The organism is Niallia circulans, from assembly GCF_003726095.1.
In the GTDB taxonomy this organism is placed as follows: Bacteria; Bacillota; Bacilli; order Bacillales; family Cytobacillaceae; genus Niallia; species Niallia circulans_A.
This window is the reverse complement of the sequence record NZ_CP026031.1, coordinates 3,646,225-3,660,400: the sequence shown is the minus strand read 5'-3', so window position 1 is coordinate 3,660,400 and position 14,176 is coordinate 3,646,225. Positions and strand designations below refer to the sequence as shown.

11 protein-coding genes are annotated in these 14,176 nt (G+C 37.3%); 8 read left to right on the top strand and 3 right to left on the bottom strand.

Features of this window, described 5'->3' with window-relative positions; translation table 11 throughout:
* The first annotated feature begins 104 nt into the window (after positions 1 to 104).
* From treP to pgmB, 7 genes are all read left to right on the top strand, one after another.
* Entirely contained in the window at positions 105 to 1,538 is a 1,434-nt protein-coding gene (treP, locus tag C2I06_RS17495; RefSeq protein WP_095329451.1) for a PTS system trehalose-specific EIIBC component, read from the top strand.
* Between the two features lie 316 nt (positions 1,539 to 1,854).
* A complete protein-coding gene (locus C2I06_RS17490; protein ID WP_095329452.1) occupies positions 1,855 to 3,114 on the top strand; it encodes an extracellular solute-binding protein in 1,260 nt (419 codons plus the stop codon).
* A gap of 231 nt (positions 3,115 to 3,345) precedes the next feature.
* Positions 3,346 to 4,647, top strand: a complete 1,302-nt coding sequence (locus C2I06_RS17485) for a sugar ABC transporter permease (protein ID WP_123258536.1) — start codon at positions 3,346 to 3,348, stop codon at positions 4,645 to 4,647.
* 1 nt (position 4,648) lies between these two features.
* Positions 4,649 to 5,485 carry a sugar ABC transporter permease gene (locus tag C2I06_RS17480; protein ID WP_047940863.1) on the top strand — a complete coding sequence of 279 codons (837 nt, stop codon included), beginning with the start codon at positions 4,649 to 4,651 and terminating at the stop codon, positions 5,483 to 5,485.
* A gap of 108 nt (positions 5,486 to 5,593) precedes the next feature.
* On the top strand, positions 5,594 to 6,466 hold the full coding sequence (locus tag C2I06_RS17475) for a DUF1189 family protein (protein ID WP_123258535.1): 873 nt from the start codon (positions 5,594 to 5,596) through the stop codon (positions 6,464 to 6,466).
* Between the two features lie 12 nt (positions 6,467 to 6,478).
* Entirely contained in the window at positions 6,479 to 8,755 is a 2,277-nt protein-coding gene (locus C2I06_RS17470) for a glycoside hydrolase family 65 protein (RefSeq protein WP_123258534.1), read from the top strand.
* Positions 8,756 to 8,858: 103 nt separating this feature from the next.
* Positions 8,859 to 9,518 carry a beta-phosphoglucomutase gene (gene pgmB, locus C2I06_RS17465; protein WP_095329456.1) on the top strand — a complete coding sequence of 220 codons (660 nt, stop codon included), beginning with the start codon at positions 8,859 to 8,861 and terminating at the stop codon, positions 9,516 to 9,518.
* A 276-nt stretch (positions 9,519 to 9,794) separates the two neighbouring features.
* Here pgmB and C2I06_RS17460 read toward each other — a convergent pair whose 3' ends face one another.
* Complete coding sequence (locus tag C2I06_RS17460) at positions 9,795 to 11,564, bottom strand: alpha-glycosidase (RefSeq protein ID WP_123258533.1); 1,770 nt, start codon at positions 11,562 to 11,564, stop codon at positions 9,795 to 9,797.
* A gap of 277 nt (positions 11,565 to 11,841) precedes the next feature.
* Here C2I06_RS17460 and C2I06_RS17455 point away from each other — a divergent pair, with 277 nt between their 5' ends.
* The gene (locus tag C2I06_RS17455) at positions 11,842 to 12,798 is read left to right on the top strand and encodes a LacI family DNA-binding transcriptional regulator (protein WP_095329458.1); all 957 of its coding nucleotides are present in this window, start codon (positions 11,842 to 11,844) and stop codon (positions 12,796 to 12,798) included.
* Positions 12,799 to 12,984: 186 nt separating this feature from the next.
* Here the strand turns inward: C2I06_RS17455 and hxlB are convergent, their stop codons facing one another.
* Entirely contained in the window at positions 12,985 to 13,533 is a 549-nt protein-coding gene (hxlB, locus tag C2I06_RS17450) for a 6-phospho-3-hexuloisomerase (protein ID WP_095329459.1), read from the bottom strand.
* The gene (gene hxlA / locus C2I06_RS17445) at positions 13,526 to 14,143 is read right to left on the bottom strand and encodes a 3-hexulose-6-phosphate synthase (protein WP_095329460.1); all 618 of its coding nucleotides are present in this window, start codon (positions 14,141 to 14,143) and stop codon (positions 13,526 to 13,528) included. The genes hxlB and hxlA overlap by 8 nt, the downstream gene beginning before the upstream one ends.
* Between the last annotated feature and the right edge of the window lie 33 nt (positions 14,144 to 14,176).

Here is a 14,176-nt window from a genome sequence, read left to right as displayed (position 1 = left end):
ATGAAAACGTAATCAATACTTGTATATACATGTATTGATTATGCAATAGGAATTATAATCGATTTAATAAATACAGGATAGTATAGTCAAAAGGGGGAAGAACGATGGGGAAGTACACAGAACAGGCAAAAGAACTTCTTGAGCATGTTGGTGGAAGCGGAAACATTTCTGTGGTGACACACTGTGCGACAAGAATGCGCTTTGTTTTAAATGATCCATCTAAGGCTGATATTGACAGCATTGAAAAAATCAAGCTTGTAAAAGGAACGTTTACTCAAGCAGGTCAATTCCAAGTTATCATTGGCAATGAAGTTTCATCTTTTTACAATGAGTTTATCGCTATTGCGGGAGTAAGTGATACTTCTAAAGATGAAGCGAAAAAGGCAGCGAAGCAAAACATGAATTTTCTGCAAAGAATGATTGCCCATTTAGCAGATATCTTTACTCCGCTCATTCCAGCGATTGTTGTGGGAGGATTAATTCTTGGTTTCCGTAATGTTATAGGCGAAATTAAATTAGTGGAGGGCGGAACTAAAAAATTAGTAGAAGTATCGCAGTTTTGGGCCGGAACAAATGATTTCTTATGGTTAATAGGAGAAGCAATATTCCACTTCTTGCCTGTCGGAATTACATGGGCAGTTGCAAGAAAGATGGGGGCTACTCCCATTCTTGGAATTGTATTAGGGATCACACTGGTGTCGCCGCAATTATTAAATGCTTATGCAGTAGCTGGAGCAGAAGAAATTCCATTTTGGGATTTTGGGTTTGCTCAAGTAGACATGATTGGGTACCAAGCTCAAGTAATTCCCGCTATTTTAGCAGGTCTATTACTTTCATTTCTAGAGCTGCGTTTGCGTAAAATCATTCCAAATGCAATTTCGATGATTTTTGTGCCATTCCTTGCATTAGTACCAACTGTATTAATTGCCCATACCGTATTAGGCCCAATTGGATGGACAATTGGTTCTGCCATTTCCGATGTTGTCTATTCTGGACTAACTTCTTCGGTAGGATGGTTATTTGCGGCCATATTTGGCTTTGCTTATGCACCACTTGTTATTACAGGATTACATCATATGACAAATGCAATCGATTTACAATTAATGAGTGTATTTGACGGAACAAATCTATGGCCAATGATTGCTTTATCTAACATTGCCCAAGGATCAGCAGTATTAGCGATGATTTATTTAAATCGTAAAGACGAACAAGAAAAACAAGTATCCGTTCCAGCGGCAATCTCTTGTTATTTAGGCGTTACAGAGCCAGCCATGTTTGGTATTAATTTAAAATATGGCTTCCCATTCTTAGCGGCCATGATTGGATCGATGGTGGCAGCAGTTATCTCAGTTGGATCAGGAGTTATGGCTCATTCTATTGGGGTAGGAGGATTGCCAGGATTTTTATCTATCAAAGCAGAACATATGCCTACATTTTTAATTGCAATGGTAATCGCAATTATTATCCCGTTTATTCTAACAATGGTTTTCTCTAAGCTTAATATGGGGAAAGTTTCTTTGAAAAGAGTAAGAGGATAAAGGTTAATAAAGTAAGAGTCGAACCAGTTCCCCTTGGGAGGATAGCTTCGACTCTTTTTTAGTTAACATTCTGTTATTTGTACATGGATGAAGAGGCTCTCTAATTTAATAAAAAAGGATCGGACAAAGGTAATCAAATTCTATTGGTCCATAGAAATATACATACTTTTACGGACATTACCCAATAATAGCGTAATTTATTCATTGTAATGTTTTTATGTTACATTCTGTTATCGGTAACACTGAGAAAGCGATTGCATTAAAACGGTTTCAAATCTACAATAAGAATGTGAGATAAATAAGGAGGGAAAATTTCATGAAGAGTTATAAAAAACTATTAATGTCAGGAGTAGCGTTACTTACTGCATTCTCTTTAACCGCTTGTGGCGGCAATGATACGAAAGAAAGCTCAAAAGGCGGATCTTCTGACGGAAAACAAACATTAACAGTGTCAGTAGATGGAGATGGGTATAAAAAATATATTGATAGTATCAAAGGCGATTTTGAATCTAAAAATAATGCTGAAGTAAAAGTTGTCGTAATGGCGATGACAGATCAAGCTGACGCATTAGCGCTAGATGGTCCTGCAGGCACTGGTCCAGATGTTTTTATCGCACCATATGACCGTGTTGGTTCAATGGGAAGTCAAGGGCATTTAGCTGAAGTAACAGCACAGCCTGAAGGAATTACAGAAACGGAAGAAAAACTAGTAACGTTTGATGGCAAACAATATGGAACACCATTTGTTATCGAAACTTTAGTAGGGTTCTATAATAAAGATTTAATTAAAGAAATGCCTAAAGATTTCTCAGAGGTAGAAGCATTAACAAAAGATAGCAAGTATGCGTTTGAAGCTGAGTCTGGCAAGAACACAGCTTTCTTAGCAAAATGGACGGACTTCTATTTTAGTTATGGATTAGTTGCTGGATATGGCGGATATGCATTTGGAAGTGAAGGAACAGATCCAACTGACATTGGGTTAAACAATCAAGGTACAATCGATGCCATTAAATATGCAAAGACTTGGTATGATCAATGGCCTAAAGGTATGCAGGACGTAACCGGTTCTGGTGATTTTATCACAGAAATGTTTACTACTGGGAAAACAGCTGTAATTATTGATGGCCCATGGATGGCAGCTACTTTTAAAGATGCTGGCGTTAATTATGGAGTTGGTGCAATCCCTACATTACCAAATGGTGAAAAATTCGCTGCATTTGGTGGAGGAAAAGCGTGGGTAGCTTCTTCTTATGCGAAAGATCCGGAATTAGCTGCAAAATGGTTAGAGTATGTTGGGAATGCTGATAATTCAACAAAATTCTTTGAAGCTACAAATGAAATTCCTGCAAACACAATTGCACGTAAAGCGGTACCAGCAGATAATGAATTAGCTCAAGCAGTTATTGCAAACTTTGAAAACGCTTCTCCAATGCCTAATATTCAACAAATGGCTGAAGTGTGGGATGGCGGACAATATCTAATGTTTGATGCAGTTTCTGGTGCGAAAACACCTGAACAATCTGCAGAAGATACAGTGAAAAATATTAAAGAATCGATTGATCAAAAATATAAATAAGGTAGCTTAAAGGAAGGGAGATATTCCACTCCCTTTTAGTCGAAATTTCTAATTGTCATAACTGATAATTAGAAATTTCGTCTTTCCATAACGCAATCGTTTGCATTGAAAACACTTTCAAAAAGAGTTGGTTTATCAAAAGAAGTTGGGCGAGTGATGATTTCTTTTGGTAAATCAATAAATTACCATTATGCAACAATATGCAATTTTATAGAAAGGGGATAGCCCACAATGAGTCGAAATGAAACAAATCATAAAAAGAAAGCATCCCTGTTATCCATTATTCCTGGGTTAGGTCAGTTTTATAATAAACAAGCATTCAAAGGAATAGTATTTTTTGCTCTCTTCTTGGTTTTTGCAATAGAGATGGCATTAACTGGATTTCAGGCTTTGGAAGGCTTAATAACATTAGGAAGTATACCTCGTGATGATCACTCGTTATTCCTAATGATTAAAGGAACATTACAGTTAATTTTAACTGTTATCTTTCTCTTCTTCTATATACTAAACATTTATGATGCTCGTAAAATAGGGGCATTAAGAGATAGAGGAGAAAAAATCAATACGAAGACGGTTGATATATTGAAAAATCTTTGGGAGCAAGGATTCCCTTACATCTTTACATTCCCGTCTTATATTTTAATGGCTTTTATCATTATTTTTCCGGTATTAGTGACATTATTTATAGCATTTACAAACTATGATTTTCAACATATACCGCCATTTAAGCTGATTGATTGGATTGGTTTTGAGAACTTTACCAACATCTTTTTCTTAAGTTCTTATCGTGCAACATTTATGAAAATCCTTGTTTGGACATTAATTTGGACATTTGGGGCAACCACTTTACAAATCGTTCTTGGTGTTATTGCTGCTGTAGTGCTACATCAGAAGCATGTAAAAGGGAAAGCATTTTTCCGAATTCTTTTCTTATTGCCATGGGCTGTACCAGCATTTATTTCGATCATGGGATTCTCTAATATGTTTAATGACAGTATCGGTGCCATTAACGCACAAGTAATCCCATTGATCAATCATCTTCCATTCATTGATATACCGGCAATTTCTTGGAAGACAGATGCGACTTGGACAAAAACAGCACTTATTATGATTCAAGGCTGGCTTGGATTCCCATATATTTTTGTAATGGTAACAGGAGTATTGCAATCTATTTCAGATGATTTATATGAAGCAGCAAACCTTGATGGAGCAACTGCTTTGCAGCAATTCCGCAATATCACATTACCGATGATCCTTTTTGCAACAGCGCCAGTTATGATCACACAGTATACATTTAACTTTAACAACTTCTCTATCATCTACTTGTTTAATGAAGGTGGTCCAGGAAGTATTGGATGGAATGCAGGATCGACAGATATCCTCATTTCGTGGATTTATAAATTAACAACAGGGCAAGCACCGCAATATGCAGTTGCAGCAGCGGTAACATTGATTATTTCCGCAATTGTAATTGCAGTATCACTCATAACATTTAAGAAAACAAATGCTTTTGGCAATGAGGAGATGATGTAGGATGAGCATGAAAGCATCGCGACTTATCAATAGAATATTAACATATGGTTTTCTTGGAATCCTATCAATAGTAATCATTTACCCATTATTAGTAACGGCATCAAGTGCCTTTCAAGCTACTAATATGGCGGCATTTACATTGAAATTGGATGCAAACTGGGGACTTGATAATTTCCAAAGACTTTTTAGTGAAACGAATTATTTAAGCTGGTATAAAAATACGATTATTATTGCGGTTGCAGTAATGGTTGTGCAAGTAACATTGGTCACTCTTTCTGGATATGTATTCAGCCGCTATCGCTTTGTTGGAAGAAAATATAGCTTAATTTTCTTCCTTGTTATTCAAATGGTTCCAACAATGGCAGCATTAACTGCTTATTACGTACTAGCAACAGTACTTGGAGCAATTGATTCTTATTGGCTGCTGTCATTAATCTATATCGGTGGTGGTATCCCGATGAACGTATGGTTAATGAAAGGGTATTTTGATACCATACCGCGTGAATTTGACGAAAGTGCAAGAATTGATGGAGCAGGTCATTTAAGAATCTTTGTACAAATTAACTTACCATTAGTGCGCCCAATGCTTGCCGTTCAAGCTTTATGGGCATTTATGACACCATTTAATGATTTCTTATTATCTAAGTTTTTATTACGCTCCAACGAATTATTAACATTGGCTGTTGGATTACAAACATTAATTTCCAACCCGCGTGAACAAAAGGTAGCGCTATTTGCGGCAGGAGCGGTTCTCGCAGCATTACCAATTGTTGTCTTATTCTTCTTCCTGCAAAAGAACTTTGTATCTGGTTTAACTAGCGGCGGATCAAAAGGCTAATCGGTGACCAACTGAAGAAATGTTAGAGACGTCTGCTAGTAGTGGCGCGGACGTCTTAGGATAGAAAGAAAACAACAAAGAATTTTAAAGTAAGAGAGTGGGATTACAATGAAGAAGTCGGAACCATTTTTGATGCAATATTTCAAGTCTATTATTACACCGACAAATGTATTTAAGGGTAAGAATCTATTAACATGGCCGAAAATGATTTTCCTTTTTATTTTCTTAATTGCATGTATGATGATGCCAACCTCTATTCAAATGGCAAAACTAACAAATTTCCCATTTGAGTTTTTGTTTCCACAAACAGCTGAATTAATTACAGATGATTTTGCTAAGTCATTGTCTTCAAAACAAGTGAAAAACGGCAAGTTAGTGGGAATAGACAGTCAATATGCAGAAGAGACAGGCGGAAATGTGATTGCGATTGATAAGGACAATAAATATCAGATGACTGGAGAAGATCAGACAATTGGTATTAAAGGATATGCAAATGCCGTTGTTTTTAAAGAAGACTATGCTGTAATTGCCGAAGAAAATGGGTTTGGGTTTCAATTGTATTACCCAATGAATGAGGAGAAATATCCTTTCAAAATAGAAAACAAGGAAGATGTCCTGCAATATATCGGAACATTATGGTATGTACAGAACAAAGCGTACCTTCTGCCAATCCTGTTACTATTACTAGCAGGTGTTTATACAGCGATGAATGTAGTGCAATTTCTATTTATGTCACTCGTATTATGGCTGACAAAGAAATCCAATATTACCGATATAAGAACCTTTAAAGAGGCAGCAACCATTGTCCTGAATGCAGCAGGACTACCAACCATATTAGCTGTAATCTATGGATTTATTCAATTTGATGTTGCAACCTTCATCATGATACAAGGACTTGGAACGGTATTAATGATTGCATTTGCTTTTTTTAGAACAGGATTTAAAGAAAAAAGACTAAAGATAGATTCAGATAAAGCATAGGGAGAGAAGATTATGACAAATAAGCGTCTTTTCGAAATAAACAGCTGGAAATTAATATCAAATAAGTTGGAAAAAAAAGAAAAGCGACTGCAGGAAAGTCTAACCTCCATCGGAAATGGTTATATGGGGATGCGTGGTAACTTTGAAGAAGGATACTCAGGGGATTTCCATCAAGGTACGTATATTGCAGGTGTATGGTTTCCTGATAAAACAAGGGTTGGCTGGTGGAAAAATGGCTATCCTCAATATTTTGGCAAAGTGATCAATGCGCTGAACTTCATTGGTGTAGATATTTATGTAGACGGTACCAAAGTAGATTTGTATAAGGAAAACATTATTGATTTTCACCTAGAGCTCGATATGAAGGAAGGCGTTTTAAGAAGAAGCTTCATCCTCCAAAAAGGAGAAAGTCAAATCAAGTTTGAGTTTGAACGCTTTTTAAGTATTGTTGCAAAAGAAGTTTGTGCAATAGATATAAAGGTAACAACGCTAACAGGAGCGCATAAGATTGAATTGGTTCCATATTTAGATGGTGATGTGACTAATGAAGATTCCAACTATGAAGAAAAATTCTGGGAAGAGACTGGCAGAAAAGTAGAAGCTAATGCTGCCAATCTAATAATGAAAACGGTTGATAATCCTTTTGGAACACCAAGATTTGCAGTATCTGCTTCGATGGCAAATACCATTAATCATCTAGAAGTAACTTCTTACAATGAAAAGCCAATGTATGTTGCTAATGCATATAACAATAAGCTTAAACAAGGAGATACAATCCACCTCCAGAAATATGTGGCAGTTTCGACCTCTCGCGATTGGGAAGAAGAAAGATTAGGGGCTGTTTCTGACTTGTTAGCAAAACAAGCGAAAGAAAAAGGATATGATTCCTTAAAAGAAGAACATATTGCTGCATGGGCAGCCCGCTGGGAAAAGGCGGATGTTCAAATTGATGGGGATGAAGAAGCACAGCAGGGGATCCGATTCAATATTTTCCAATTATTCTCTACGTACTATGGGGACGATGCGCGTCTCAATGTAGGGCCAAAAGGTTTTACAGGAGAAAAATATGGTGGAGCAACCTACTGGGATACAGAAGCATATATCGTTCCAATGTATTTGGCAGTAGCAGAGCCTAAAGTAACAGAGCAGCTATTACGCTATCGTCGCCAACAGCTGCCAGGTGCGGAGCATAATGCCAAACAGCAGGGACTGAAAGGTGCATTATATCCGATGGTAACCTTCACAGGGGTAGAATGCCATAATGAGTGGGAGATTACCTTTGAAGAAATTCATCGTAACGGTGCCATTGCCCACGCCATTTTTAATTACACAACGTACACAGGTGACGAAACCTATGCACTAAATGAAGGATTAGATGTGTTAGTCGGAATCAGTCGCTTTTGGGCAGATCGCGTACATTATTCGAAAAAAAATGATCAATACATGATACATGGAGTAACAGGACCAAATGAATATGAGAATAACGTGAATAACAATTGGTATACGAATAAGATTGCGACGTGGACATTAAGATATACTTTAGAATTACTTGAAAAAACAACTTCAAAAAGAAAAATAGATTTAAATATTGGCAAAAGTGAATTAGCAAAATGGCAAGAAATCATTGACAAGATGTATTTCCCAGTAGATGAGGAATTGGGAATCTTTGTTCAGCACGATACATTCCTTGATAAAGACTTAAGAACCGTAGATACCCTTTTAAAAGAAGAGAGACCACTTAATCAAAATTGGTCTTGGGATAAAATCTTACGTTCTTGTTTCATTAAGCAGGCAGATGTTTTACAAGGGATGTATTTCTTAAATCATGAATTTAGCTTAGAAGAGAAAAAGCGCAACTTTGATTTTTATGAGCCAATGACTGTCCATGAATCAAGTCTTTCCCCTTGCGTCCATTCTATTTTAGCAGCAGAGATCGGGCTGGAGGAAAAGGCATATGAGATGTATCAGCGCACGGCAAGATTAGACCTTGATAATTATAATAACGATACAGAAGATGGATTGCATATAACTAGTATGTCAGGAAGCTGGCTGGCTATTGTCCATGGCTTTGCTGGAATGCGCACAGCAGCAGGAACTCTTTCCTTTGCACCATTTGTTCCGAAAGGATGGAATAGCTACACCTTTACAATCAATTATCGGAATCGATTAATTCGGGTCACAACGACTTCAGAGGAAGTGAAATTAGAACTTCTATCCGGGAGTTCGCTAAAGATGCAGTTATATGGAAAAGATATTTTACTAGAAAAAGAGTTTGTTGGAAAGAAATAACTAGTTAGAAGAAGGGAGCCGCTGATTGATTGTATTCTATTGCTAGAGAAGAGCGCTAGAATAAAGCAAGCACGGCTCCTTTTATATAGGGAGGCCAATTAATATGTTAAAAGGAATTATCTTTGATTTAGACGGTGTTATTACAGACACTGCAGAATATCATTATTTAGCGTGGAAGAAAACAGCTGAGGCCATTGGAGTTCCTTTTGATCGTGAGTTTAATGAAGAATTAAAAGGTGTTAGCCGCATGGACTCTTTATATAAAATACTAGATCATGGGGGAATTCGCGGGCAATTCTCTGAAGCGCAAGTGGAAGAGCTGGCACACGATAAAAATACCTATTATCAAGAGCTAATTAAAGAAATTACCCCTCATGATTTATTGCCAGGGATAAAAGACTTCTTGGTAGAATGCAAAGAAGCCGGCTTACAGCTTGGCCTTGCTTCTGCAAGTAAAAATGGTCCAGTGATATTAGATCGATTAGAAGTAACAAACTTTTTTGATACCATCGTCGATCCCGGAAAATTAAAAAAAGGGAAGCCTGATCCAGAAATCTTTGTAAAAGCAGCAGAGCAGCTGCAATTACAAGTGCGTGAATGTGTGGGAGTGGAAGATGCGGAAGCTGGCATTCAAGCAATAAAGGGAGCAAATATGTTTGCAGTTGGTGTTGGCACCCCTGACCGCATGAAATTAGCAGATTGGCAAGTCGGAAGTACCGCAGAAATAACCCTTGAACGGCTAAGAGAGAAATTAGGAGAATAATAGAGTGAGAGGGAATGGAGTGTATTGTATGCTCTGTTCTTTTTTATTGGCTGGGGAAAGTGCTGTTTTGGGGAGAGGGGATAAAAGTAGCATTCTAAGAGAGATGAAAGCCAGAAAAAGAGGGAGAGTCGGAAAAAGTGGCGTTCATGTGAGCGATAAAAGCCAGAAAAAATGATATTCAACACATATAAGTCCCAGCCAAGTTAATAACAATAACAAAAAGCGTATTCCCTTTGCATAGCGCAGAAGGAATCCGCTTTTTAAAAGAGGTTGGTGTTAGCTTTTCACCTTGAATTGTAAAATTGAAAACGCACCTGGAGACAATGTTAATTCTTTTTCTAGGTCCCAAATAATCTCTTTATCATGATAGAGATCTTGAACATTTTTATTATCGATATACTCAACGGGAATCGTGAAAGTTTGTTCTTGATCTGTGTTATTAATAGAGAAAATAATATGTTCCTCTTTGTATGTTTTTTGGTACATTGTAATATTATTATTATTGGAATCCAAGAAAATAAATGATCCTTTGTTACCAAATGCCGGATGGTTTTTACGAAGTGAAATTAATTTTTGAATATGGGCAAATAAGTCAAGATCTTGCTTCTCTTTTTCCCACACCATACACTTTCTGCAGCCTGGATCCTGTGGGCCATCCATCCCTATTTCATCGCCGTAGTAGATACAAGGTGTTCCTGTGAAAGATAAAAGGAATAAATAGAGTAGTTTCACTCTATCCTTTCGATTATTTGCAAGGGTCAAAATACGAGGCGTATCATGACTATCTAATAGATTAAAAGATACTTCATTAACACTATTTGGATACATATGAAGGACATTGGTAATCGTATGTTTGAATTCTGTCGAAGTAATCGAATCCTTCGCAAAGAAATTTACGGCACCTGTTGTGAACGGATAATTCATAACAGCATCAAACTGGTCTCCTTGCAACCAAGGCATAGAGTCATGCCATATTTCTCCGAGAATATACACATCGGGCTTCAATGCTTTCACCTCTGTGCGGAAATCTCTCCAAAATGGATGATCTACTTCATTGGCAACGTCCAGCCTCCAGCCATCGATGGCAAATTCTCTTACCCAATATCGGCCAACCTCTAATAAATATTCTTTTACTTCTGGATGGCTTGTGTTTAGCTTTGGCATAAACGGGGTAAAGGCAAAAGTATCATAGTTTGGAATTGGTGCTGTTTGAATTGGGAATTCACGAATATGGAACCAATCTTTATAGATAGATTCCTGCCCCTTCTCCATGACATCTTGCCATTGAGGGAAGAAATAGCCACTGTGATTAAAAACAGCATCTAACATAATCCGAATCCCATGATCATGAAGAACATCTACCATTTTTTGAAACGTCTGTTTATCGCCAAACTGGGGATCGATTTCCATATAGTCAATCGTATCGTATTTATGATTAGAGTAAGCTTTAAATATTGGAGTGAAATAAACACCATTAACTCCTAAATCAACTAAATGATCAACATGATCGATAACACCTTGAAAATCGCCACCAAAAAAATTGGTAGGGGTAGGCTCTGTACTTCCCCATTCGAGCGTATCAGCAGGATTAAGCATAGGATTCCCGTTGGCAAAACGTTCTGGGAAAATTTGATACCAAACCGTATCTCTTACCCAGTCGGGAGCATGAAAAGAATCCTCTTTATGCACAAAAGGGATACAAAAATAATAGGCAGTATCGTCTGTTGGAATTGCTTCATAAAATCCTTTTTCTGTATAGATAAGTGTCTCCTTTTCAGATGAAAGCTCAAATCCATAGCGTAAGCGTCGATACTCAGGCTTTATTTCAATAAACCAATAATCATAAAGCTCTGTGCTGCCACTTTTTTTCATGGGAGCTTTTTCGTATTGCCAAGCTTGATTTACAAAAATGTAAGGGTCTCCAAAAATAAGCTGAACAGATTCCATTTCTGCTTTTTTTGTCTGGAGACGGATGTGGACTAGATCGTCTTTATAAATATAAGAAAAATTATTGCCAGGCCGATGATAAATAGCTTCTTTTAACATAAAATCTCCCTTTCTACGCAAGCGTTTGCATTATTAAAGAGTTGAGTATCTAGCAAAAAACAATTATAATATAAAAAGATAAAAGGAAAACGTTTGCACCCCTCTATTATCAACCCATTTTCGTTATTTATCAAGCATAATTATAAAAAAGTTTAGTTTAAATATAATAGTGAATAATTATTTGTTGTAGAATAAATGAAGTAGTATAATAAATCGCTTTCAATAATTAGTAATCTAATGAATAGAGAAATCTAAATTTAATACTGGGGGAGTTCCATTGGCAACACTTTCAGATGTGGCAAAAAAAGCAAATGTCTCAAAGATGACAGTTTCAAGAGTGTTAAATCATCCAGAGCAAGTAACAGATGAATTAAAACAGCTTGTATATAAAGCAATGGAAGAATTAAATTATGTTCCTAACTATGCGGCAAGAGCATTGGTTAATAATCGAACACAAGTGATTAAATTACTTATTTTAGAAGAAATGGACACGGTTGAACCTTATTATATGAATTTATTAACGGGAATGAGCAGGGAGCTGGATAAGAACCATTATTCCTTACAGCTAGTAACAAGGACATCACTTAATATAGGAAAGTGTGATGGCATCATTGTTACGGGTATGCGCGAATCTGACTATGCTTTTATTGAAAAGTTAACAATTCCGGTTGTATTATTTGGAGAGAATTTGCATGGATTTGATTTTGTCGATGTGGATAACAAAAAAGGGACATATGTTACGACTAAACATATTTTAGACCAAGGATATAAGCAGCTAATTTTTATCGGAATTGATGAGAAAGAGCCTTTTGGGCAACTTCGCGAGGCAGGGTACCTAGATGCAATTTCAGAGAATGCTATAGAAGGAAAAATTATAAGAGTAGCAAATAGTTCAAGAGCAGCCGAGGCAAAGGTTTCTGAATTCCTATCAAAGAACGATGGTAAATTTGGGTTTGTTTGCGCCTCAGATCGCATTGCAACAGGAGTAATTCGTGCTATTCAGAAGAAGGGGAAAAGTGTGCCAGAAGACTACGCAGTAACTGGGTTTGATGGCGTCTTTCTAGATAGAATCTCCTCACCAAAAATTACCACAATTAAGCAGCCCTTAATGGAAATGGGAGAGGCTTGTGCACGCATGCTCCTAAAAAAAATTAATGAACGGAACAAAAATCAAGGCAAACATATTTTTGAGCCGAAGCTTATTGTTCGAGGATCGACTATTCTAGAAGAGTAGAGTGATTTAACCATTTTAGTAATTGTCAATTTGTGTTTTGGCGAGGATAAACAATAGCAGTGAAAATAAGAGGATTGTTCTTTTATGATAAAAACAGCCGATATGCTCTTCAAAAGAGGCACAAAATACCCGCTTAGGAGCACGTAAACTCAGTCACTCGCTTCTACGGGTATTTATCAAGCATTATTATTCCATATTGCTATGTCTCTTAAAGGCTTCCTCAAATCCAATCTCATTTAGCTCAGCAAAATTTAGACAAATGGTATCAAAGACAATATGGGCACACTGATCAAATAATGAGCCTAAGGGCTGGATAGACTTCATCTCATTTGCCTGCCGATATTTCGTGCTTGCCGGAATGCAGATTGTATGGGTTGCCTCTTCCACAAGTGGAGAGCTAGGGTCAGTAGTTAAGACTAACACAGTGCATCCTAGTTTATGAGCAGTTTCAGCTGTCCAAATAACAGACTTTGTTTTCCCAGAACCAGAAATCGCGACTAATATATCTTCAGAAGAAATAGAAGGAGTAATTGTCTCGCCCACTACATAAACGGTTGCTCCTAAATGCATTAATCTCATGGCAAAGGATTTGGCCATGAGCCCAGATCGTCCTTCTCCCACGACAAAAATTCTCCTTTTTTCTCTAATTAATGCTGCTGTATCAATTAATAAGTTCTCATCGACTTGTGACAAAACGTCTTGGATTTCCTGTTGAATAGCTGTAAGCTTACTCATTGGACAATACCTCCTGATTAAATTGTCTTGCCGCCTTTGCTGGATCGGCAGCCTTCGTAATAGCGGATCCGATAATGGCTATATCAATGCCGTTTGTTTGAAGCTGTGGGATGGAATCGATAGTAATTCCGCCTGCCGCTGCAATTGGGGTTAGATAGGCAGTGCCGGTTTCCCATTCGCTTTTCCCATTTAGTTCTTGCTCATCCTTACTTATATGGTAGCAAAAAATAGCATCCTTAATCGTGGCAAGTGATATCATTTGTTCTCTGGAAGTGTTTAATAAATCAATCATTACTTTTTTTTGCTTCTTTTTTGCTACTTCCATACATGTCTCAATGGTTACTTTTGGGGCTGTTCCCATAACCGTGATGATATCTGCCCCGGCAGCAAAGCTAATCTCTGCTTCATATTTCGCATTATCCATTGTTTTCGTGTCAGCAAGGATCTTTTTATGGGGAAATGCTTTTCTCATTTGGCGGACGCTGTCTATTCCAAATTCCTTGATTAGAGAGGTCCCAACTTCAATCCAGTCAATATCAGCTTCTACTAACTGGGCTATACGAATTGCTTCCGAAATAGTTAATCGGTCCAAAGCTAATTGAATGATCATTGTTAACCGTCCTTTCTTTCAATACTAAACCGG

Excerpts from the sequence above, each read along its gene's own strand:
- C2I06_RS17485 (WP_123258536.1), top strand. The coding sequence starts at position 3,346 with ATGAGTCGAAATGAAACAAATCATAAAAAGAAAGCATCCCTGTTATCC.
- C2I06_RS17460 (WP_123258533.1), bottom strand. The coding sequence starts at position 11,564 with ATGTTAAAAGAAGCTATTTATCATCGGCCTGGCAATAATTTTTCTTAT.
- C2I06_RS17475 (WP_123258535.1), top strand. The coding sequence starts at position 5,594 with ATGAAGAAGTCGGAACCATTTTTGATGCAATATTTCAAGTCTATTATT.
- C2I06_RS17480 (WP_047940863.1), top strand. The coding sequence starts at position 4,649 with ATGAGCATGAAAGCATCGCGACTTATCAATAGAATATTAACATATGGT.
- hxlB (WP_095329459.1), bottom strand. The coding sequence starts at position 13,533 with ATGAGTAAGCTTACAGCTATTCAACAGGAAATCCAAGACGTTTTGTCA.
- C2I06_RS17470 (WP_123258534.1), top strand. The coding sequence starts at position 6,479 with ATGACAAATAAGCGTCTTTTCGAAATAAACAGCTGGAAATTAATATCA.
- C2I06_RS17490 (WP_095329452.1), top strand. The coding sequence starts at position 1,855 with ATGAAGAGTTATAAAAAACTATTAATGTCAGGAGTAGCGTTACTTACT.
- hxlA (WP_095329460.1), bottom strand. The coding sequence starts at position 14,143 with ATGATCATTCAATTAGCTTTGGACCGATTAACTATTTCGGAAGCAATT.
- pgmB (WP_095329456.1), top strand. The coding sequence starts at position 8,859 with ATGTTAAAAGGAATTATCTTTGATTTAGACGGTGTTATTACAGACACT.
- treP (WP_095329451.1), top strand. The coding sequence starts at position 105 with ATGGGGAAGTACACAGAACAGGCAAAAGAACTTCTTGAGCATGTTGGT.